21 protein-coding genes are annotated in these 20,229 nt (G+C 62.4%); 9 read left to right on the top strand and 12 right to left on the bottom strand.

Annotation, left to right across the window (positions count from 1 at the left end):
• The first annotated feature begins 489 nt into the window (after window positions 1–489).
• Together KW568_RS07495 and KW568_RS07490 are read left to right on the top strand one after the other, a co-directional pair.
• Entirely contained in the window at window positions 490–1,854 is a 1,365-nt protein-coding gene (locus KW568_RS07495; RefSeq protein WP_004576863.1) for a glutamine synthetase family protein, read from the top strand.
• 24 nt (window positions 1,855–1,878) lie between these two features.
• On the top strand, window positions 1,879–3,186 hold the full coding sequence (locus KW568_RS07490; protein ID WP_003254619.1) for an FAD-binding oxidoreductase: 1,308 nt from the start codon (window positions 1,879–1,881) through the stop codon (window positions 3,184–3,186).
• Window positions 3,187–3,472: 286 nt separating this feature from the next.
• On the opposite strand, the gene fadD1 is transcribed toward KW568_RS07490, so the two are convergent.
• Entirely contained in the window at window positions 3,473–5,170 is a 1,698-nt protein-coding gene (gene fadD1 / locus KW568_RS07485) for a long-chain-fatty-acid--CoA ligase FadD1 (RefSeq protein ID WP_003254620.1), read from the bottom strand.
• A 331-nt stretch (window positions 5,171–5,501) separates the two neighbouring features.
• A complete protein-coding gene (gene fadD2 / locus KW568_RS07480) occupies window positions 5,502–7,190 on the bottom strand; it encodes a long-chain-fatty-acid--CoA ligase FadD2 (RefSeq protein ID WP_003254621.1) in 1,689 nt (562 codons plus the stop codon).
• 218 nt (window positions 7,191–7,408) lie between these two features.
• Here fadD2 and KW568_RS07475 point away from each other — a divergent pair, with 218 nt between their 5' ends.
• Both KW568_RS07475 and KW568_RS07470 read left to right on the top strand, forming a co-directional pair.
• Window positions 7,409–8,353 carry an alpha/beta hydrolase gene (locus KW568_RS07475; protein WP_004576049.1) on the top strand — a complete coding sequence of 315 codons (945 nt, stop codon included), beginning with the start codon at window positions 7,409–7,411 and terminating at the stop codon, window positions 8,351–8,353.
• Between the two features lie 34 nt (window positions 8,354–8,387).
• Entirely contained in the window at window positions 8,388–8,858 is a 471-nt protein-coding gene (locus KW568_RS07470) for a MaoC family dehydratase (protein WP_003254624.1), read from the top strand.
• Window positions 8,859–8,976: 118 nt separating this feature from the next.
• Here the strand turns inward: KW568_RS07470 and KW568_RS07465 are convergent, their stop codons facing one another.
• The 5 genes from KW568_RS07465 to KW568_RS07445 form a co-directional block, all read right to left on the bottom strand.
• Window positions 8,977–10,215, bottom strand: a complete 1,239-nt coding sequence (locus tag KW568_RS07465) for an RNA polymerase sigma factor (protein WP_003254625.1) — start codon at window positions 10,213–10,215, stop codon at window positions 8,977–8,979.
• A complete protein-coding gene (locus KW568_RS07460) occupies window positions 10,215–10,700 on the bottom strand; it encodes an SRPBCC family protein (RefSeq protein ID WP_003254626.1) in 486 nt (161 codons plus the stop codon). The genes KW568_RS07465 and KW568_RS07460 overlap by 1 nt, the downstream gene beginning before the upstream one ends.
• 21 nt (window positions 10,701–10,721) lie before the next feature.
• Complete coding sequence (locus KW568_RS07455; protein WP_003254628.1) at window positions 10,722–11,066, bottom strand: YciI family protein; 345 nt, start codon at window positions 11,064–11,066, stop codon at window positions 10,722–10,724.
• Between the two features lie 44 nt (window positions 11,067–11,110).
• Window positions 11,111–11,536 carry a nuclear transport factor 2 family protein gene (locus KW568_RS07450; protein WP_003254630.1) on the bottom strand — a complete coding sequence of 142 codons (426 nt, stop codon included), beginning with the start codon at window positions 11,534–11,536 and terminating at the stop codon, window positions 11,111–11,113.
• 188 nt (window positions 11,537–11,724) lie between these two features.
• Window positions 11,725–11,982 (bottom strand): DUF2790 domain-containing protein, encoded by a 258-nt coding sequence (locus tag KW568_RS07445; RefSeq protein WP_003254632.1) that lies wholly within the window; start codon window positions 11,980–11,982, stop codon window positions 11,725–11,727.
• A gap of 318 nt (window positions 11,983–12,300) precedes the next feature.
• On the opposite strand from KW568_RS07445, the gene KW568_RS07440 reads away from it, so the two are divergent.
• The gene (locus KW568_RS07440) at window positions 12,301–12,705 is read left to right on the top strand and encodes a GNAT family N-acetyltransferase (RefSeq protein ID WP_003254633.1); all 405 of its coding nucleotides are present in this window, start codon (window positions 12,301–12,303) and stop codon (window positions 12,703–12,705) included.
• Here the strand turns inward: KW568_RS07440 and def are convergent.
• The 3 genes from def to KW568_RS07425 form a co-directional block, all read right to left on the bottom strand.
• Window positions 12,660–13,196: a peptide deformylase gene (def, locus tag KW568_RS07435; RefSeq protein ID WP_003254635.1), complete on the bottom strand. Its 537-nt coding sequence runs from the start codon at window positions 13,194–13,196 to the stop codon at window positions 12,660–12,662. The genes KW568_RS07440 and def overlap by 46 nt on opposite strands.
• Window positions 13,196–14,152 carry a YihY/virulence factor BrkB family protein gene (locus tag KW568_RS07430; RefSeq protein WP_004576048.1) on the bottom strand — a complete coding sequence of 319 codons (957 nt, stop codon included), beginning with the start codon at window positions 14,150–14,152 and terminating at the stop codon, window positions 13,196–13,198. The genes def and KW568_RS07430 overlap by 1 nt, the downstream gene beginning before the upstream one ends.
• A 160-nt stretch (window positions 14,153–14,312) precedes the next feature.
• Window positions 14,313–14,492, bottom strand: coding sequence for a CsbD family protein (locus tag KW568_RS07425; RefSeq protein WP_003254639.1), 180 nt, complete (start codon window positions 14,490–14,492; stop codon window positions 14,313–14,315).
• Window positions 14,493–14,727: 235 nt separating this feature from the next.
• Between KW568_RS07425 and KW568_RS07420 the strand changes: the two genes are divergently transcribed.
• Window positions 14,728–15,108: a hypothetical protein gene (locus KW568_RS07420; RefSeq protein WP_003254641.1), complete on the top strand. Its 381-nt coding sequence runs from the start codon at window positions 14,728–14,730 to the stop codon at window positions 15,106–15,108.
• Between the two features lie 5 nt (window positions 15,109–15,113).
• On the opposite strand, the gene KW568_RS07415 is transcribed toward KW568_RS07420, so the two are convergent.
• Entirely contained in the window at window positions 15,114–15,950 is an 837-nt protein-coding gene (locus KW568_RS07415; RefSeq protein ID WP_004576047.1) for a S1 RNA-binding domain-containing protein, read from the bottom strand.
• A gap of 130 nt (window positions 15,951–16,080) precedes the next feature.
• Between KW568_RS07415 and KW568_RS07410 the strand changes: the two genes are divergently transcribed.
• Complete coding sequence (locus KW568_RS07410; protein ID WP_004576046.1) at window positions 16,081–16,941, top strand: DUF6279 family lipoprotein; 861 nt, start codon at window positions 16,081–16,083, stop codon at window positions 16,939–16,941.
• 19 nt (window positions 16,942–16,960) lie between these two features.
• Here the strand turns inward: KW568_RS07410 and aceK are convergent, their stop codons facing one another.
• Window positions 16,961–18,676, bottom strand: coding sequence for a bifunctional isocitrate dehydrogenase kinase/phosphatase (aceK, locus tag KW568_RS07405; RefSeq protein ID WP_003254647.1), 1,716 nt, complete (start codon window positions 18,674–18,676; stop codon window positions 16,961–16,963).
• Between the two features lie 204 nt (window positions 18,677–18,880).
• On the opposite strand from aceK, the gene KW568_RS07400 reads away from it, so the two are divergent.
• Together KW568_RS07400 and KW568_RS07395 are read left to right on the top strand one after the other, a co-directional pair.
• Window positions 18,881–19,756 carry a DMT family transporter gene (locus KW568_RS07400; RefSeq protein ID WP_004576045.1) on the top strand — a complete coding sequence of 292 codons (876 nt, stop codon included), beginning with the start codon at window positions 18,881–18,883 and terminating at the stop codon, window positions 19,754–19,756.
• A 13-nt stretch (window positions 19,757–19,769) separates the two neighbouring features.
• Window positions 19,770–20,228, top strand: coding sequence for a DUF4265 domain-containing protein (locus KW568_RS07395; protein ID WP_004576044.1), 459 nt, complete (start codon window positions 19,770–19,772; stop codon window positions 20,226–20,228).
• The last annotated feature ends 1 nt before the right edge of the window (window position 20,229 follow it).

Below are 20,229 nucleotides of genomic sequence, written 5' to 3'. Positions count from 1 at the left end.
TCTCTGCTGCTTGCACGCGCCCTGTGAGAGCGGCCTTGTGTCGCGATAGGGCTGCAAAGCGGCCCCAGCAACTTCTGAATGGTCGCTGATGGCCGGAGCCCGCTACGCGGCCCTTTCGCGACGCAAGCCCGCTCCCACTTTGACCGTGATGCTTTCACCAGAATGTTTAGCCAAGTGCGATGTAAAGGTTGCCATTCACTGCTTTAATCAACCTTACGCCGCATGTGAGTATCAAAGGCATGACTCCCGCCCAGCCTATCGCCCCACCGTCGTCCCGCCCTTCGCTGCCGAAGGCCCGGAGCCGTGCCGGGGAAAATCCGCTGGTCCACATCATCCTCGCCTTCTGGGCCTTGTGGCACTGCCGTCACGCGCGCCCACCGGACACCTCGCTCACGCCATTGTGACCAAACCCGGCCACCGTCTGGCCGTTTGACTCAACTGGGCCGCCTGCTTGCGCGGTGGCCCTGCGCGCCTATGAGCGAATTGATCATGCACTTTGCCCCTGTAGAGCAGGCTACCCGTTTTCTGGCCGACAACCCCGATATCGAGCTGTTCGAACTGTTCATCCTCGACGCCAACGGTGTGCCACGCGGCAAGCTGTTGCACCGCGAGGAACTGCTGGCCGTGTACCAGACAGGCCGGCCACTGCCCAGCACCATCCTTGGCCTGACCCTCAATGGCGACGACGTGGAAAACTCCGGCCTGGTGTGGGACGTAGGCGATATCGACTGCCGTGCCTATCCGCTTGACGACAGCCTGGTGCGGCTGCCCTGGCGCCGGGTGCCCACCGCTGCAGTGCAGGTGAGCATGCACCCCAGCGAGGGGCTGCCGGCCAGCATCGCTGACCCACGCCATGTGCTGCTGCGCACCATCGAAGCGTTGAAGGCCGATGGTTACCACCCGGTGATGGCCTGCGAGCTGGAGTTCTACCTGCTTGACCAGCAGCGTGATGCCCAGGGCCGCCCACAACCGGCACTGGACAACGATGGCGGTCGCCCACGCAGCACCCAGGTCTATGGCCTGCGCGAACTGGAGCAGATCGAACCGTTCCTCGCCGACCTGTACGCTGCCTGCAAGGCCCAAGGCATCCCGGCGCGCACGGCCATTTCCGAGTACGCCCCGGGCCAGGTGGAAATCACCCTGGAGCATGGCGATGCGCTGCAGGCGATGGACCAGGCGGTGCGCTACAAGCGCCTGGTAAAAGGTGTGGCCCATGCTCACGGCATGCAGGCCTGCTTCATGGCCAAGCCATTTGCCCAACTGGCCGGCACGGGCATGCACATGCACCTGAGCCTGGCCGACAGCGCCGGCAACAACCTGTTCGCCAGCGAAGACAAGGCCGGCACCCCGCTGCTGCGCCAGGCCGTGGCCGGCATGCTGCGCCACCTGCGCGACTCGCTGCTGCTGTTCTGCCCCAACGCCAACTCGTACCGACGTTTCCAGGCCAACAGCTATGCGCCCCTGGCGCCAACCTGGGGCGTGGACAACCGCACCGTGAGCCTGCGTGTGCCAGGAGGCCCTGCCAACAGTCGCCATGTGGAGCACCGCATCTGTGGCGCGGATGCCAACCCTTACCTGGCTGCAGCGGCGATCCTCGCTGCCAGCCACCGCGGCATCCGCGAACAGCTTGACCCAGGTGCCCCCGTTGAAGGCAACGGTTACGCTCAGGCCACCGAACACCTGCCCACCGACTGGCTGACCACCCTCGACGCCCTGCAACATTCCGAATGGGCCCGTGAAGCACTGGGCGAAGACTTCCTTGGCGTGTACCTGAAGGTCAAGCGCGCCGAGTACCGCCAGTTCATGGCTGAAGTCAGCGAACAGGACTGGCGCTGGTACCTGCACCAGGCCTGAGCCCCTACAAAACAAGGAACACCCATGAACGCAGCATTGAACAACGGCCCGGCGCAGCGCGCGCCGTCCTATTACAGCGCCACCCTCAACGACCACAGCGAGTACCCGCAACTCAAAGGCACGGTGCAAGTGGATGTGGCGATCATCGGCGGTGGCTTTACGGGCGTGGCCACGGCGGTTGAACTGGCCGAGCGCGGCCTGAAGGTCGCCATCGTCGAAACCAACCGTATCGGCTGGGGCGCCAGCGGTCGCAACGGCGGCCAGGTCACCGGCAGCCTGTCGGGCGACGAGGCCATGCGCTCGCAGATGCGCAACCACCTGGGCGCCGAAGTGGACGATTTCATCTGGCACTTGCGCTGGCGCGGGCACCAGGTGATCGAGCAGCGCGTGGCGCGCTATGGCATCGATTGCGACCTCAAGCGTGGCCATTTGCATGCAGCCATGAAGCCTTCGCACATGAACGAACTGCGTGCGTTCGAGGCCGAAGCACAGCGCCGCGGCATGGGCGAGCAGGTGCAACTGCTCGATCGCGCTGCAGTGGCGGAGCATCTGCAAAGCCCGCTTTATCTGGGTGCGTTGAAGAACCTGCGCAACCTGCACCTGCACCCACTCAACCTGTGCCTGGGCGAAGCCCGTGCCGCGCATGGCCTGGGTGCACTGATATTCGAAAATTCCGAAGTGCTGGACATCGTCCATGGCCCGCGCCCGGCGGTGGTTACCGCCCACGGCCGGGTCGAGGCACGCCAGGTGATGTTGGCCGGCGATGTGTATCACAAGCTGGAAAAGCGCCAGCTCAAGGGCAAGATCTTCCCGGCCATGGGCGGTATCGTCACCACCGCGCCGCTGGGTGAACTGGCCGAGCAGATCAACCCGCAGGACCTGGCGGTGTACGACTGCCGCTTCGTCCTCGACTACTACCGCCTGACGGCCGACAAGCGCCTGCTGTTCGGCGGCGGCGCCAACTACTCAGGCAAGGATTCACGCGACATCGAAGGCGAATTGCGCCCCTGCATCGAACGCACCTTCCCGGCATTGAAGGGGGTGCCGATCGAGTTCCAGTGGAGCTGCGCCATGGGCATCGTGGTCAACCGCATCCCGCAGCTGGGCAAGCTGTCGGACAACGTGTGGTACTGCCAGGGTTACTCGGGGCACGGCATTGCCACCAGCCACATCATGGGCGAGATCATGGCCGAAGCGTTGACCGGCACGCTGGAGAAGTTCGACACCTTTGCCCAGTGCAAGCATGTGCGGGTGCCGATGGGGGACTTGCTGGGGAACCCGCTGCTGGCGGCGGGGATGTGGTACTACCAGATGCTCGAGAAACTGCGCTGAGTTGCGCGGATGTAGGCGCGGGTTTACCCGCGAAAGAGCCGGCCCTGCTGACCGATCTCCACCCGCCGTTCACCGTTGTCGCCACTACCGTATTCGCGGGTAAACCCGCGCCTACAGGGGCTCACAGTGTCTGAAGACGGCGCGGCATCTTATTGTGGGGCCTTATGTCGCGAAAGGGGCGCAAAGCGCCCCCAGCCATTGTTGCATCGCCGCCGAAACCCCAGGGCCGCTTCGCGGCCCTTTCGCGACACCAGGCCGCTCCCACACTGAGCGTGCAGGCTTATGGTCAGGCGATCTTCTTCAAGCCTTGCTTCTTGAGCTCTTCATCACGCAGTTCGCGGCGCAGGATCTTGCCCACGTTGGTGGTAGGCAGCGAATCGCGGAACTCGATGTGGCGCGGTACCTTGTAACCGGTGACGTTGGCACGCATGTGCTCCATCACCTGCTCCTTGGTCACGGTCATGCCCGGCTTGACCACGATAAAGACCTTGATCACTTCACCCGACTTCTCGTCCGGCACACCGATGGCAGCGCACTGCAGCACGCCCGGCAAGGCCGCCAACACGTCTTCCAGCTCGTTGGGGTACACGTTGAAGCCCGAGACCAGGATCATGTCTTTCTTGCGGTCGACGATGCGCATGTAGCCGTCCGCCTGGATCACGGCGATGTCGCCGGTCTTCAGCCAGCCTTCGCTGTCGAGAATCTCGGCCGTGGCATCTTCACGCTGCCAGTAGCCCTTCATCACCTGCGGGCCCTTGACACACAGCTCGCCCACTTCGCCAAGCGGCAGCTCATTGCCGGCGTCGTCGATGACCTTGCACAAGGTCGACGGCACCGGAATACCGATGGTGCCCACCTGGTTCGCTTCCGACGGGTTCACCGCCGCCACCGGGCTGGTTTCGGTCATGCCGTAGCCTTCGCAGATGGCGCAACCGGTAACGGCCTTCCAGCGCTCGGCCACGCTTAGCTGCAAGGCCATGCCGCCCGACAGGGTGATTTTCAGCGCCGAGAAATCCAGGGCTCGGAACGCCTCGTTATTGCACAAGGCGACGAACAGGGTGTTGAGGCCCACAAAGCCGCTGAACTTCCACTTGCCCAGTTCCTTGACCATTGCCGGCAAGTCTCGCGGGTTGCTGATCAGCACGTTGTGGTTGCCGATCAGCATCATCGCCATGCAATGGAAGGTAAACGCATAGATGTGGTAAAGCGGCAGCGGAGTGATGAGGATTTCGCAGCCTTCGTGCAGGTTGGCGCCCATCAGTGCCCGGCACTGCAGCATGTTGGCCACCAAGTTGCGATGGGTCAGCATGGCGCCTTTGGCCACGCCGGTGGTACCGCCGGTGTATTGCAGCACCGCCACGTCGTTGGCCTGCGGGTTGGCCTCGGTCACTGGCTGGCCCTTGCCCAGCGCCAGGGCGTCATTGAAACGCACGGCCTGCGGCAGGTTGTAGGCCGGCACCATCTTCTTCACGTACTTGATCACGCTGTTGATCAGCAGGCGCTTGAGTGGCGGCAGCAGGTCGGCCACTTCGGTGACGATAACGTGCCTGACCTGGGTTTTGGGCACCACTTTTTCGGCCAGGTGGGCCATGTTGGCCAGGCACACCAGGGCCTTGGCACCCGAGTCGTTGAACTGGTGTTCCATCTCCCGCGCGGTGTACAGCGGGTTGGTGTTGACCACGATCAGCCCGGCACGCATGGCACCGAAGACCGCGACCGGGTATTGCAGGACATTGGGCAGTTGCACGGCAATGCGGTCACCCGGCTTGAGGTCGGTATGCTGCTGCAGCCAGGCGGCAAACGCCCCCGACAACGCATACAACTCGCCATAAGTGATAGTCTTGCCCAGGTTGCTAAAGGCCGGTTTGTCGGCAAAGCGTTGGCAGGATTGCTTGAGTACCGCCTGGATATTGGGGAATTCGTCAGGATTGATTTCCGCCGTAATCCCGGCTGGGTACTTATCCTTCCAAAAATTTTCGATCATGGAAGCCCACTCCTTCAGCAACAGCGAAGTTCGATTCACGCGTCGATGCGCTTATTATTGATATGAGATGACGGTTCGTTGCAAACCGGATCATCTGGAAGCGGGCCGAGAGTAACAGCTTTGTCTGGGGTCGCCTAGAGGCCAAAACAGGCCTTGCGGTCACAAAAATGACTCAATGAACAATACAGGTCATTTTTAGAGTAATTATCCAAAATGTCGCAGATAAGGCTGTATATGGCCTTTTAGAGCGGTTTAGAGGCATTCGCGGGTAAACCCGCTCCTACATTGGCGGTGTAGGAGCGGGTTTACCCGCGAAGAAGCCATCCCGGTATCACGCTATATCGCGCAACTCCCGCCGCAAAATCTTGCCCACCGGCGTCATGGGCAACGATTCGCGCAGCACGATGTGCTTGGGTACTTTGTAGCCGGTGAAGTTGGCCTTGCAGTAGGCCTTCAGCTCATCAACGCTCAGCCCCCCCTCGCGCGGCACCACGAACAGCTTGACCGCCTCGCCGGAACGCTCGTCCGGCACGCCGATAGCCGCACAGTTGGCGACCTTGGGATGCCCCATCACCACATCCTCGATTTCGTTGGGGTACACATTGAAGCCCGAGACGATGATCATGTCCTTCTTGCGGTCGACGATGCGGGTGAAGCCGTCCGGGTCGATCACCGCGATATCACCGGTCTTGAACCAGCCTTCTGCGTCCAGTGCCTGGGCCGTTGCCTCGGGCTGCTGCCAGTAACCCTTCATGACCTGCGGGCCTTTGATGCAAAGCTCGCCCCGCTCGCCCAGCGGCAGTTCGTTGCCATCATCATCGATGACCTTGAACGCAGTACCCGCCACGGGGATGCCCACCGTACCCAGACGCGCCAGCTGGCCGTAGGGGTTGGTGCTGGCCACCGGCGAGGTTTCTGTCAGGCCGTAGCCTTCAACGATGCGGCACCCGGTAAGGTCTTCCCAGCGCTCGGCGGTGGCCTTGACCAGCGCGGTGCCACCAGAGTTGGTGACCTTCAGCGCCGAGAAGTCCAGCTGACGGAAGCCCGGGTGGTCCATCAGTGCGACAAACAGGGTATTGAGACCCAGCAAGGCAGAGAAACGCCACTTGCCCAGCTCCTTGATGAAGCCGGGAATATCCCGCGGGTTGGTAATCAGCACGTTATGGTTGCCGGTGACCATCATGCACATGCAGTTCGCGGTGAAGGCATAGATGTGGTACAGCGGCAGCGGCGCGATCATCACTTCCTGGCCGTCCTTCAGCAGCTTCTGCCCATCGGGGCCGTGCTGCGAGAAGCAGGCCAGCACCTGCAGCATGTTGGCCACCAGGTTGCCATGGGTGAGCATGGCGCCCTTGGCCAGGCCGGTGGTGCCGCCGGTGTACTGCAGCACGGCGATGTCATCGAGGTTCAGCGACACCGGTTTGGGCGACAGCCTGCGGCCCTCGCGCAGCACCTGCGTGAACGGCACCGCCTGGGGCAACTGGTAGGCCGGCACCATCTTCTTCAACTTGTCGACCACGGTGTTGACCAGCCAGCCCTTGGCGGCCGGCAGCAGGTCGCCCATCTTTGCCTCGATCAGGTACTCGATACCGGTATCGGGCAGCACCTCCTGCACGCGCTTGCCGAACATGTTCAGGTACACCAGCGCACGCGCGCCACTGTCCTTGAACTGGTGGCGCATCTCGCGCTCGGTGTACAACGGGTTGGTATTGACCACGATCAGCCCGGCGCGCATGGCACCGAATACGGCGATGGGGTACTGCAGCACATTGGGCATCTGCACGGCAATGCGCTCACCCGGTTTGAGGTCGGTGTGCTGCTGCAACCAGGCAGCGAAGGCTGCCGAATGGCGCTCCAGTTCCGCGTAGCTGAGGGTCACGCCCAGGTTGCTGAACGCCGGGCGGTCGGCAAAACGCTTGCAGGAGCGCTCGAACACCTCGACCACCGAGGCGTAGGCATTGATGTCGATGGTGGAAGGCACGCCTGCCGGGCGCTTGTCATTCCAGAAATCGGCTTGCATTTATTATTGTTCCTCTGCCTGGACCTGCACTGCGTCCTTTAATCCTTTACCTGACCGCCTGCTGGCGAAAAGGCGTTGATTCGACGTTAGCAGGTAAACCCAAGGTGGCATATACGCCAAGTGCCGCCATTAACATTGTGAATCTTATTTGTGCCCCTCCTGCAATCCGGCCGGTTGTGCATACACTGTTCGGGTAATTGCGCGCACAAGGACCCGCCATGCCCCACGACGCCTTCTGGCTGCCCGCCAGTGAGCACTGCAGCCTGTACGTACACCAATGGCTGCCGGCCAAACCGGTAAAGGCCGTGGTGCTGCTGGCCCATGGCATGGCCGAGCATGCCGGGCGCTACCAGCGCCTGGGCCAGGCCCTGAGCGAGGCCGGCTTTGCCCTGTTCGCTGCCGACCAGCGTGGCCACGGGCGCACTGCCGAGCTGGGCAACCTCGGCCTGTTCGCCCGCCATCATGGCTGGAATGCCGTGGTCAACGACCTGGGATGTGTGGCCCAGCATATCGGCCAGCAGTACCCGTGCACGCCGCTGTTCCTGTTCGGCCACAGCATGGGCAGCTATATCGCCCAGGCGTACCTGCTGCATCACAGTGGCAGCCTGCACGGGGCTATCCTCAGCGGCTCCAACTACCAACCGGCCGTGCTGTACCGCTTTGCGCGGCTGATTGCCCGGCTGGAATCCTGGCGCCAGGGGCCACTGGGCAAGAGTGCACTGATCGAATGGTTGTCCTTCGGTTCGTTCAACAACGCCTTCAAGCCCAACCGCACAGCCTTCGACTGGCTCAGCCGCGACCCGGGCGAGGTCGATCAGTACGTGAATGACCCGTTGTGCGGCTTTCGCTGCACCAACCAGTTGTGGCTCGACCTGCTGCAAGGCTTGGCGCAGATCAGTCAGCCGGGTAACCTCGCGCAGATCGATCCCAACCTGCCGATGCTGGTGATCGGCGGTGAATGTGATCCGGTCAGTGCCGGCAAGCGTCTCACCCATCTGGCCGACGCCCTGCGCGCGACCGGCAACCGACATGTACAGCTGCGCGTCTATCCTGAGGCGCGGCATGAAGTACTCAACGAAACCAACCGTGGCGAGGTCATCGCCGATATTCTCGGCTGGCTTGAACAGGCGCTGGCCCTTGGCCGCCCTGCGCGCAGTGAATGATAGCCGCCCTCGCCCAACGCTTAAGGAAGCATCGATGTCCCAGGTCACCAACACGCCTTACGAAGCCCTCGAAGTCGGCCAGAAGGCCGAGTACAAGAAGTCCGTTGAAGAACGCGACATCCAACTGTTCGCTGCGATGTCCGGTGACCACAACCCGGTTCACCTGGATGCCGAGTTCGCCGCCAAGAGCATGTTCCGCGAACGTATTGCCCATGGCATGTTCAGCGGCGCGCTGATCAGTGCGGCAGTGGCCTGCACACTGCCTGGCCCTGGCACCATCTACCTGGGCCAGCAGATGAGCTTCCAGAAGCCGGTGAAAATTGGCGACACCCTGACCGTGCGCCTGGAAATCCTCGAGAAGCTGCCCAAGTTCAAGGTGCGCATCGCCACCAACGTCTACAACCAGAACGACGAGCTGGTGGTCGCGGGTGAAGCCGAGATCCTGGCGCCGCGCAAGCAGCAGACCGTCGAGCTGGTGTCGCCGCCGAATTTTGTGGCGAGCTGAAGTGTGATGCAGCCAGCACCTACTTCAAGGCTGCTCTCCTGGGTAACCCGCTAATTCGTTGATTTAGCGGGCATCCTGTGGGATATGGGCTGGCCCGCACAGAGCCGGCCCCCCCACATCATTCGATAGCCTGCAAACGCCGCTCGATATGCCGCCGCTCAGGCGCCTGTCGGGTCAAGGCCAGCGCCTGCTGCCAGGCCGCTCGCGCCTCTTCTACCTGCCCCAGCTGGCAATGCAACTCGGCGCGCGCCGCATGTGCCAGGTGATAGTCCAGCAACTCCCCCCGCGCCAGGATCCCTTCGACTTCCCGCAGGCCAACCTCCGGCCCATCCCGCTTCGCCAGCGCCACCGCCCGGTTCAGCGCCACCACCGCTGACGGCCAATACCGCTGCAACACGTCATACAGGCCGACGATCTCTCCCCAGTCCGTCTCTTCAGCCGTCGCCGCTTCGGCATGCACGGCAGCAATCGCCGCCTGGACGGTATAGGCACCGAACGCACGGCTCTGCAGGGCTTGGCGCACCAGAGCACAGCCTTCGGCAATAAACTGCCGGTCCCACAAGCTACGGTCCTGCTGCTCCAGAACCACCAAATCGCCTTGGCCATCGATGCGCGCCCGCTGCCGGGACGCCTGCAGCAGCATCAACGCCAGCAGGCCGACCGCCTCCGGGTCGGGCAGCAACTGCACCAGCAACCGCGCCAGGCGAATGGCTTCATCGCTCAGTTCCTGCTGCAGCAGTGTTTCGCCCGATGACGCCGAATAGCCCTCATTGAACACCAGGTAGATCACCCGCAACACGCTTTCCAGGCGCTCGGGCAGCTCATTGAGCTCGGGTACCTGGTACGGTATGCCCGCGTCACGGATCTTGGCCTTGGCACGCACGATCCGCTGGGCGATGGTTGTCGGGCTTTGCAGAAAGGCGCGGGCGATCTGCTCGGTGGTCAGGTCGCAGACTTCGCGAAGCGTCAATGGCACCTGAGCGTCGGCCGACAGGGCCGGATGGCAACAGGTGAAGATCAGCCGCAGGCGGTCATCCGCCAGCAGTTCTTCTTCACTGGGGTCCTGCGCCTGACCATCCAGCAGCATGCTCAAGTCCGCCTGGGAGCGGTCGAAGCGGACGCGCCGGCGCAGCGCGTCGATGGCCTTGAAGCGCCCGACAGAGACCAGCCACGCTCGCGGGTTGGCGGGGATACCGTCGCGTTGCCAGCGCTCCACTGCAATGAAGAAGGCGTCATGCATGGCCTCCTCGGCCAGGTCGAAATCACCCAGCAAGCGGATCAGTGTCGCCAGTATGCGCCGCGACTCCTGCCGGTACACGGCCTCGACTTCGGCGCTCACCTGGGCCAGTGCTGCCATCAGTCGGGCATCCGCTGGGTCACCACCTCCACCAGGCGGTCCAGGCTTTCTCCCCAGCCTTGGTGGAAGCCCATTTCTTCATGGGCACGGCAGTCGGTGGCATTCCAGTGCCAGGCACGGGCGGTGTAGCGGGTTTTGCCCTGTTCCTCGTCAAAGCTGATCACGGCGGTCATGAAGGCCTTGTCCGACGGCACCCAACCGGGGCCGAAGGCATCGGTGAACACCAGCCGGCGTGGCGCGGCAATTTCCAGGAAAACGCCCTGGTTCGGGTACTCGCTGCCATCCGGCGCGCGCATCAGGGTGCGAAACAGGCCACCGGCCCACAACTGCATCTCACACTCCGGGGTGGTCATGCCGCGCGGCCCCCACCACTGCATCAGCCACTGGGGTTCGGTCCAGGCGCGAAATACCTTGGCCGGTGGGGCGTCGATCAGGCGGTTGATGGACAACTCGTGTTGCGCCTGGGCAATGGGGGCAAGGCTCATGCTAATGGTTCTCCTTGGCTGTCAGGGTTGCAGCTCGCGCACCGGTCGCACCTCGACACTGCCGACCCGCGCAGCAGGGATGCCCTTGGCGATATTCAGCGCTTCGTTGAGGTCGCGGGCCTCCACCAGGTAAAAGCCCGCCAGTTGCTCCTTGGTTTCGGCGAACGGGCCGTCGGTCAGGCTCATGCGCCCGTTACGCATACGCACCGTGGTGGCCGTCTGCACCGGCTTCAGCGCCTCGGCCGCCAGCATGCGCCCGGAACCGTGAATGGCTTCGGCGTAGGCCATGCATTCAGCGTCTGCCGGGCTGTCGGGCAGGCTGTGCAACAGCCCCTCGTCACAATAGACCAGGCACAGGTATTTCATGGTCGCCTCCAAGGCATTGGCAAAGTGCGTTTGGCGATAAAGGCTCAGGGCTTGAGATCGAACAGGGCTTTTTGCGTTTCCATGTCGAAAGGCGCCGACCAGTGTTCGTGGATGACCTGCCACTGGCCGCCTTGACGACGATAGCCCACCGTGGCGCGCATGAAGCCGCACTGGCTTTCGTCGTCGCCCGGGCCGCAGCGGTTCAGCCAATGGGCCAGGGCCAGATCGCCAGCGGCGTACACGGTAAGTTGGGCAAGTTCGAACACCATGGGGCCGGTGCACATGCCCATGCACATTTCCCAGTGCGCCGTGTAGGCGGACTTGCCTTTGAATTGCAGAGCCTGGATGGCATCGAAGGCGACGATATCGTCGGCATAGGGGGCGATGATGCCCGGGATGTCGCGATCGCGCACGGCTTGCATCCAGCGCTCGATCAATTGGCGGATTTCGGATTCGGCTGCGGTGCTCATCGGGGGTACCTCCGACAGATCATAGGGGGCACGGTGTGTGACGCGTGCCTTCAGCTATGGTCGAACGGGAAGCGGAGGATTCGACAGGCGGGGACATTATTCTGTATTGGCGGAGCACCTGGGAGATCGGATCGGGGCCAGCAAGTGCCCGCCACAGCGTTTTCAGCCCCTGTGGCGGGCACCGCCAGTCAACCCTGCTGGCAACCTTCTCCCATGGCACGGTACTGGATGGTGTGCACCTGGCCCTGATGGTCTTCATAGGTCATGGTCGCAGGTACCACTTCGCAGACATTGGGGATGGTCGACAGGTTGATCACCCGCTTGATGTCCAGGTTCATCGAGTAGTCGTACTGCTGAGCCACAGGCTCGCTGGAGACGGGTTTGGCCTCATCGGCGAGGGCGAACGAGGACATACCGACCAATGCAAGAATCAGTAATGGTTTCATGTGGTTTTGCCTTTAGAGCGTTCAAGCTGATCGATTGACTTCTATTGCCGTATCCGGCGCGGAGAAGTTGTCATCTAGGGTCTAGATGGCACGAAGTACCGATCCCGCTTCGTACTGCCAGGGGGGATGAAGAAAATTCTACTCCCGGCCAGTAATAGTTGAACCCCGGAGTCGGATATTCACCCTTGCCGGTTTTGCAACAATCTGCGACAAAGTGGCCGCAAATCATCAGGCCAGAGCCTCTGGCCACGTTTCAGGGTAGGACTCACCATTTCTGAAAAATTGTCCTGTTCGACGCTTTCGGACACAGAACGCCGTTTGCTGGACCACTTCTACCGCCAGCACAGCTCACGCATGCGCGCTGCAAGCGACGCCGAGCTGTGGGTAGCGCGGGCCCCTGGCATCATCGCCGGGCTGAGCCTGAGTGCGGTGGGTGAGGGATTCTGGCTGACGGGCCTGTTCGTCGCCCCGCAGCGACGCAACCAAGGGGTGGCCGCGCAGTTGATCGAGGCAGCACTGGCGCAGGTTGACGGGCCCGTCTGGCTGTTCTGTCATCCCGACCTGACGCCCTTCTACCAGCGCCTGGGTTTCGACCTGGCCCAACAGCTGCCAGAAGCCCTGGCCAGCCGCCTGCTTCGCTATCAGCGCAACAAACGCCTGGTAGCCCTGCAGCGAGGTCAGTCGTCGCTGACCTCAAGCCCAGGGAACAGCACCTCGGTGTAGCCGAACCTGGCAAAGTCCTGGATGCGCGAGGGGTATAGCCGGCCGATCAGGTGGTCGCACTCGTGCTGCACCACCCGCGCATGGAAGCCATCGGCAAAGCGGTTGATCGGGTTGCCCTGGGGGTCGATGCCCTGGTAGCCGATATGCTTGAAGCGCGGCACCACGCCGCGCAAGCCAGGCACCGACAGACAACCTTCCCAGCCGTCCTCGATCTCGCTTGAGGTCGGGGTGATGACCGGATTCAGCAGAATGGTCTGCGGCACCGCCTCGGCATCGGGGTATCGCTCGCTGCGCTCGAAGCCGAAGATCACCAACTGCAGGTCGATGCCGATCTGCGGGGCGGCCAGGCCCACACCGCCTACGTGACGCATGGTTTCGAACATGTCGTCGATCAGTTGCTGCAGTTCGGCACTGCCAAGCATGTGCTCGGGCACTGGCGGAGCGATGCGCAGCAGGCGTTCGTCGCCCATCTTGAGAATGTCACGGATCATCAGGGGTTCGGCTCGACGCTATGAGGCTTGCTCGGGTTCGGGTGCTCGTGACCCAGTACAGTCAAGGTTTCCTTGGGCTTTTCCCCGTTGAAGTCTTTCTCGCCCGGGTTCTTGCCTTCGGCTGACATGTGCTCGATCACCGCATTCATTTCGGCGCCGAGCAGCAGCACGGCAGCCGAAATATAGAAATACAGCAACAGCACGATGATTGCACCAATGCTGCCGTACATGGCGTTGTAGTCGGCAAAGGTCTTCACGTAGTAGGCAAAGCCCAGTGAGGCCACGATCCACACCACAACCGCCAGCACCGAACCCGGGGTGATGAAGCGAAACTGCTGTTTCACATCAGGCATCACGTAATAGATCAGGGCCACTGCCACCATCAGCAGAATGATGATCACCGGCCAGCGCAGGATGGTCCACAGTGTGACGATGAACTCCTGCATGCCGATCTGGGCGGCTATCCATTCCATCACCTGCGGGCCCAGCACCATCAGTGCTGCGGCCGCCAGCAGCATGCCAGCCAGGCCCACGGTGTAGAAAATGGAAAGCGGGATACGCTTCCACACCGGGCGCCCTTCGGGCACATCGTAAGCGGCGTTCATGGCGCTCATCATCAGGCGCACGCCGGCGGAGGCGGTCCACAGGGCGATCACGATACCCACCGACAGCAGCCCGCCCTTGGATTGTTGCAACTGGTCGATCACCGGGTTCACCTGCTCCAGCGCCTGGGGCGGTAACACCAGTTCCGATTGCAGACGCAGCCAGGAGAAAAAGTCCGGCAAGTGCAGGAAACCGATCAGGGCAATCAGGAACAACAGGAAGGGGAATAGCGAGAACAGCGCCTGATAGGCCAGCGCTGAGGCATAGGTGGACATCTCGTCGTCGAGGAATTCCTTGACGGTGCGAACCAGCACGCGGTGCAGGGGCAAGCCGCGCAGGTCGGGGAAAATCATAGCGTCTCCTTTCGCCGCTTGATCGTTACACAGGCAAGTCTAATAGACCGTGCCCGTGCTGTGCTGCTCCCGGCCGTGATTGAAGAATTTGCTTACGAATAGTGCCGGCCTCTACGCGGATTTACCCGCCAGAGGCCGGCACAGGCCGCCTCACCTCAAGTCAAGGCTTCTTCACCGCATCCTTCACATTGCCCTTGATCTGTTGCGCCTCGCCTTTAAGCTCCTGCGCCTTGCCTTCGGCCCGCAGCTTGTCGTTGTCGGTCACCTTGCCAACACCCTGTTTCACGTTGCCGATCGCTTCGTTGGCCAAGCCTTTCGCTTTGTCTTTAGTACCGCTCATGGCAAAACTCCTGCAAATGGAGACACGTGAACCGTGTCGACAGTAGGTTGACCCAACGCCTGGGCCAGGAGTTTCAACGGATTTTCCGGCCAGAAGCCGAACGGTAAAACGGCAGGCGAATACCGCCCAAGCCCGCGAAGAGGCCGGCACAGGCACCGCAAGTCACAAACCTTGCCCCGCCCCGTGCCACCCCTCACAATGCAGGCCTTCATAGCGTCAACTCGCAGGAACCTGCATGAAACTCGACAAACCCGCCGCCATCGCCCGGCGCAACGAAGCACTGGCCCGGCCGGTGCTGACCAGCAGCAATACCCTGTTCGCCATCCTGGACAACAAACGCAACCTGTGGTGGTTCGAAGTGCCAGTGGCACTGCTGGGCAAGGGCCAGGCCGACTGGGTCAACCTGCTGCTGCACACGCCAGAAAGCGATGAACTGCAGCACCTGAAGGTGCCCACCAATTTCCTCAAGGCTCACCTGGAGCAAATGGAAGTGCGCAAGCCCGGCAAGCGCCGCTCCACCATCAGCCTGGCCCTCAGCGCCGACCGTGACTCGCTGCTGCGCGACACCCGTCCGGGTGGCGAGCAGCTGGACTTCCGCAACTTCGTACAGGCGTAAGGCCGTCAGGCTTTCTCGATGCGATCGTCATGGATGACGATCAGGCCCTGCTTGAACAACCCGCCAATGGCCTTCTTGAAGTTGCCCTTGCTGACGTTGAACAGCTTGCTGATCAACGCAGGGTCACTCTTGTCGCACACCCCCAACACCCCGCCTTCGGCTTCCAGGCGCGCCATGATCTGCTCTTGCAGGGTGTCCGCCAGGGCGGCGCCTACCGGCTGCAGGCTCAGTGAAAGCTTGCCGTCCTGGCGCACTTCCTTGATGAAACCCTTCTCGTGCATGCCCGAGCGCAAGAACTTGAACACCTCGTTCTTGTGGATCAGGCCCCAGTGGCGGTTGTTGATGATGGCCTTGAAACCCATCGGCGTTTCGCCGGCCACCAGCAGCTCGACCGGCTGGCCAACCTTGTAGTCGGCCGGGGTGACATCGAGGTAGCGGTCCAGGCGCGACGTGGCAGTGATCCGGCGGGTGCGCTTGTCGAGGTACACGTGCACCACGCAGTAATCACCGATCTTCAGCGGCCGAGCCTCTTCCGAGTACGGCATCAGCAAGTCCTTGGACAGGCCCCAGTCCAGGAAGATACCGGCACCGTTGATGTCCTTGACCTTCAGGCTGGCGAACTCGCCAACCTGCACCTTGGGCTTCTCGGTGGTGGCGATCAGCTGGTCTTCGCTGTCCAAGTAGATGAACACGTTCAACCAGTCATCGACCTCGGTCTCGGCGTTTTTCGGGATGTAGCGCCCGGGCAGCAGGATTTCGCCATCGGCGGCGCCGTCCAGGTACAGACCGAAGTCCACGTGTTTCACGATTTGCAAACTGTTGTAACGCCCAAGCAGAGCCATTTCCGATGATCCTCAAGACAAGGCGGCTATTCTACACCTGAAGCCACCACATGGCCCGACCACTCATGCAGTGGAACCGCCAGGCCGCACTTGCATCTACCTTCTGGCCAGCCTGAGGAAGGAACAGCACATGCCGCTACGCCTGCCCAAAGCCCTGCTTATCGCCATCGGCTTCGCCCTGGCCTTGGCCGCCTGCAGCCGCATCGACCTGGCCTATCGCAACCTCGACCGCCTGGTGCCGTGGTCGCTGAGCGACTACCTGGACATGAACCGCGAGCAAAGGGCGCTGCTGGACGATCGGTTGCGCGAGCACCTGGCCTGGCATTGCAAGACTCAACTGCCCGGCTACCTCGACTGGCTCGACCGGCTACGTGACCTGGTCGCCGACGACCAGGTCACCGACCAAGCGCTGCAGCAAAGCACCCGGGAGGTCCGTGAGGCAATTGGTCGGGTGGCCGAGGAAATCACCCCTTCGGCCACCGAACTGCTGCGCGGCATGAGCGACGACCAGGTAGCGCAGATGCGTGAAGCCTTCCGCGATGACATCAGTGAGCGGCAAAAGCAGTATGTGGATACGCCATTGCCGAAGCAGATGGCCCGCCGTAGCGAGCGCATGGAAAAACGCCTGACGCCATGGTTTGGCGAGTTGACGGCGGTACAGAAGCAACGCATCCAGACCTGGTCTCAAGCGCTGGGTGACCAGAACCGTGAATGGATCGCCAACCGTGCACACTGGCAACAGCAACTGCTGTTGGCGATGAACCAGCGCAACGACTCCAGCTTCGAGCCGCGCCTGGCGACCTTGTTGCAGCGCAAGGAGAGTTTGTGGACACCCGAGTACCGGGCGGCGTATCAGAATACCGAGCGACAGGCGCGCAGCCTGCTGGTGGACCTGGTGCGGCAAAGCACGCCGCAACAGCGGCGGTTCCTGCAGGAACGGCTGAGCAAGGTGCGTACCCATTTGAGCGAGATGAAGTGTTTGAAGGCGTGACAGGTCTGTTCGACCTGACTCACCGGGCCTTGCGCCGATACGGAAACACATCGATCACTTTCCCCTCACGTATCGCCGCCTGCAGCCCCTTCCAGTAATCCGCGTCATACAGTTCCCCATGCAAGCGGCTGAACAACCGCCGCTGGCCCATATCGGCAAACAGAAACGGCGGAAACTCTTCGGGGAACACATCATGCGGCCCGATCGAGTACCACGGCTCGCCCGACATTTCGTCCTCCGGGTAACGCGGTGGCGGAATGTGGCGGAAATTCACCTCGGTCAGGAAGCTGATTTCGTCATAGTCGTAAAACACTACCCGGCCATGACGGGTCACACCAAAGTTCTTCAGCAACATGTCGCCGGGGAAGATGTTCGCCGCCGCCAGCTGCTTGATGGCCAGGCCGTAGTCCTCCAGCGCCTCCAGCACCTGGCCCTCGGTGGCATGCTCCAGGTACAGGTTCAACGGCGTCATGCGCCGCTCGGTCCAACAGTGGCGGATCAGCACCGTGTCGCCCTCCAGCGCCACCGTCGACGGTGCCACCTCCAGCAACTCGGCCAGGCAATCCGGCTCGAACTTGCTGCGCGGAAAGCGAAAATCGGCAAACTCCTGGGTGTCAGCCATACGCCCCACCCGGTCGACGCTCTTCACCAGCCGGTACTTGTCGATCACCGTGGCGCGGTCCACGGTTTTCGATGGCGAGAAGCGGTCCTTGATGATCTTGAACACCGTATTGAAGCCGGGCAAGGTGAACACGCTCATGACCATGCCCCGCACCCCTGGCGCCATGACAAAGCGGTCATCACTGCTGGCCAGGTGGTTGATCAGCGCGCGGTAGAACTCCGACTTGCCCTGCTTGTAGAACCCGATCGAGGTGTATAGCTCGGCAATGTGCTTGCCCGGCAGGATGCGCTTGAGGAAATTGACGAACTCGGCGGGCACCGGGACATCGGCCATGAAGTAAGAGCGGGTAAACGAAAAGATGATCGACACCTCGGCCTCGTCGGTGATCAGTGCATCGGCTTCGATACCGTGGCCCTCGCGGTGCAACAAGGGAATCACCAACGGCCACTGCTCATCGCTGTTGTACAGGCGGCCGACCAGATAGGCCCCCTTGTTGCGGTAAAGCACGGGTACAAACAGCTCCACGGCCAGCGCCGGGTCCTTGCACACCCAGTCGGGCAGGCATTCGCGCAGTTGTTCTTCCAGCCGCGCCAGGTCGCCTTCCAGGTCGCCATACGGCATGTCGAACGGGTAATCGGCGAACACCGCGCGCAGCAAGTTCCTGAGACTGCCGTCAAGCCGATAGGTACGGGTTTGCGCCGCGCGCTCGCGGCCGCGCATGGAAGGCCGGGTCGTGTGGATGAACATGCAGCCGTCGCTGATCAGGTCATGGCTGAACAGGCTGCAAAACAGCGAGTTGTACCAGGTCTCTGCCAGCTCGTCGTCCAGGCGTGGGTCGATCAGGTGGATATAGGCGTTTTTCACCAGCGGCCACTGTTCCACGTCCAGCAGCACCTCTGCGGCAAAGGCCTGGCGCAGCCAGCCGTTGACTTCGGCGACTTTCTCTTCGTAGAGATTGATGCGGGCGGCGGCGGCCTGCTGAATATCCTGCCAGCGCGCCTGCTCGAAGCGCTGGCGAGCACCCAGGGTGATGCGCTGGAAATGATCGCGGTAGTCGTCGAAGCCGGCGAGGATCATCCGGGCGATTTCGACAGCGGGCCAGGGCTGGGACATGCGTGGGGCCTCGGAACTGGGATTGAGTACAGAGCTTAGCCGCCCTTGGCTTCATGGGTTACGGCCATTGAAGGCCCGAGCTGTAGTTGCAGCTGCCTTGCCCAGAGCCCTGCAGCCCAAGAGGAATTACACAGCAAGAAAGCACAAGAATCCCCCCGCCCCGTGGCGTACACTCGCGCCCCTGCCTTACCTCCGGAGACCGTTGTGAGCCCCATCGCCCTAGCCCGCCTGCTGACCCTTGCCGCCGTCTGGGGAGCGAGTTTCCTGTTCATGCGCATCATCGCCCCCGAACTGGGCACGGTGCCGACCGCGTTCTTCCGGGTTTCGATCGCCTGCCTGGGCCTGATCGTGCTTCTGGCCGCCGCCCGCGTGCGCTGGGACTTCCAGGGCAAGCTCGGTGCGTGCCTGGTGCTGGGCATGATCAACTCCGGCATCCCCGCCACCTTCTACTCGGTGGCGGCCCAGGTGCTGCCGGCCGGCTATTCGGCGATCTTCAACGCCACCACCCCGCTGATGGGTGTGCTGGTCGGCGTACTGTTCTTCCGCGAGCCAATGACCCTGGCCAAACTCTGCGGCATCTTCCTTGGCCTGTTCGGCGTCGGCATCCTCAGCGGCGCCGGCCCGGTGGCACTGGACATGGCCCTGCTGCAAGGCGCCCTCGCCTGCCTGGCGGCCACCACCTGCTACGGCTTTGCCGGGTTCCTCGCCCGCCGCTGGATCAGTGGCCTGGACAGCCGTCTTTCCGCGCTGGGCAGCATGCTCGGCGCAACGCTCATGCTGACCCCGCTGTTCGGCTGGAGCGCACTCACCCAACCGCCCGCCAGCTGGGGGGGCTGGGAGGTGTGGTTGTCGTTGCTGGGGCTGGGTTTGCTGTGCACCGCCTTTGCCTACATCCTGTACTTCCGCCTGCTCGAGGAAATCGGCCCGGTAAAAGCCAGCACCGTAACGTTCCTGATCCCGGTATTCGGCGTATTGTGGGGGGCATGGCTGCTGAATGAGCCGTTGTCGATGGCGCACCTATACGGCGGCCTGCTGATTGGCCTGGCCTTGTGGCTGGTGCTGCGCCCGGCGCGCAGCTGAAGCGGAGTACGGCATGAACAGCGCGTACAAAAAGGTCCTGTTCCGCCTGGAACAGGACGAGAACGGCTACCCACCAGCCTCGGTCGAGGGCCTGTGGGCCAAGGCCGTGGAAGGCGGCTATGCCATCGACAACATCCCCTTCCATGTCTATGGCATCGCCCCGGGCGACGTGATCGACACCCGCGAGGAAGCAGGCGAAACCTGGTTCGCAGCGCTGCGCCACAGCAGCGGCAGCTCGGTGTTCCGGGTGGTCGTCAAACCACCGGAAACCCTCGACCAGGTGCGCGCAGCATTGCTGGATTTCGGCTGCGCCTGTGAAACCGAGCAAGCAGTGAAGATGTTGGCGGTCGAGGTCCCACCGCAACGCTCGCTCGATACCCTGCTCTACTACCTGCTCACCCAGCGCGAAGCCGGCCTGCTGGACTTCGAGGAAGGCGTGTTGCGCCACGCCATCCCCGAAGAATTCCGCTAGG

This window comes from Pseudomonas sp. HD6515, assembly GCF_024971855.1.
Lineage (GTDB): Bacteria > Pseudomonadota > Gammaproteobacteria > Pseudomonadales > Pseudomonadaceae > Aquipseudomonas > Aquipseudomonas alloputida.
The sequence above is the reverse complement of the archived record's forward strand: the minus strand, read 5'-3'. Positions and strand labels throughout refer to the sequence as shown.

Coding starts and splice junctions, on each gene's coding strand:
- KW568_RS07450 (WP_003254630.1), bottom strand. CDS start 11,536: ATGAGCACCGCAGCCGAATCCGAAATCCGCCAATTGATCGAGCGCTGG.
- KW568_RS07470 (WP_003254624.1), top strand. CDS start 8,388: ATGTCCCAGGTCACCAACACGCCTTACGAAGCCCTCGAAGTCGGCCAG.
- KW568_RS07495 (WP_004576863.1), top strand. CDS start 490: ATGCACTTTGCCCCTGTAGAGCAGGCTACCCGTTTTCTGGCCGACAAC.
- def (WP_003254635.1), bottom strand. CDS start 13,196: ATGATCCGTGACATTCTCAAGATGGGCGACGAACGCCTGCTGCGCATC.
- KW568_RS07395 (WP_004576044.1), top strand. CDS start 19,770: ATGAACAGCGCGTACAAAAAGGTCCTGTTCCGCCTGGAACAGGACGAG.
- fadD1 (WP_003254620.1), bottom strand. CDS start 5,170: ATGATCGAAAATTTTTGGAAGGATAAGTACCCAGCCGGGATTACGGCG.
- KW568_RS07425 (WP_003254639.1), bottom strand. CDS start 14,492: ATGAGCGGTACTAAAGACAAAGCGAAAGGCTTGGCCAACGAAGCGATC.
- KW568_RS07475 (WP_004576049.1), top strand. CDS start 7,409: ATGCCCCACGACGCCTTCTGGCTGCCCGCCAGTGAGCACTGCAGCCTG.
- KW568_RS07490 (WP_003254619.1), top strand. CDS start 1,879: ATGAACGCAGCATTGAACAACGGCCCGGCGCAGCGCGCGCCGTCCTAT.
- KW568_RS07415 (WP_004576047.1), bottom strand. CDS start 15,950: ATGGCTCTGCTTGGGCGTTACAACAGTTTGCAAATCGTGAAACACGTG.
- KW568_RS07465 (WP_003254625.1), bottom strand. CDS start 10,215: ATGGCAGCACTGGCCCAGGTGAGCGCCGAAGTCGAGGCCGTGTACCGG.
- fadD2 (WP_003254621.1), bottom strand. CDS start 7,190: ATGCAAGCCGATTTCTGGAATGACAAGCGCCCGGCAGGCGTGCCTTCC.
- KW568_RS07445 (WP_003254632.1), bottom strand. CDS start 11,982: ATGAAACCATTACTGATTCTTGCATTGGTCGGTATGTCCTCGTTCGCC.
- KW568_RS07455 (WP_003254628.1), bottom strand. CDS start 11,066: ATGAAATACCTGTGCCTGGTCTATTGTGACGAGGGGCTGTTGCACAGC.
- KW568_RS07420 (WP_003254641.1), top strand. CDS start 14,728: ATGAAACTCGACAAACCCGCCGCCATCGCCCGGCGCAACGAAGCACTG.
- KW568_RS07410 (WP_004576046.1), top strand. CDS start 16,081: ATGCCGCTACGCCTGCCCAAAGCCCTGCTTATCGCCATCGGCTTCGCC.
- KW568_RS07430 (WP_004576048.1), bottom strand. CDS start 14,152: ATGATTTTCCCCGACCTGCGCGGCTTGCCCCTGCACCGCGTGCTGGTT.
- aceK (WP_003254647.1), bottom strand. CDS start 18,676: ATGTCCCAGCCCTGGCCCGCTGTCGAAATCGCCCGGATGATCCTCGCC.
- KW568_RS07460 (WP_003254626.1), bottom strand. CDS start 10,700: ATGAGCCTTGCCCCCATTGCCCAGGCGCAACACGAGTTGTCCATCAAC.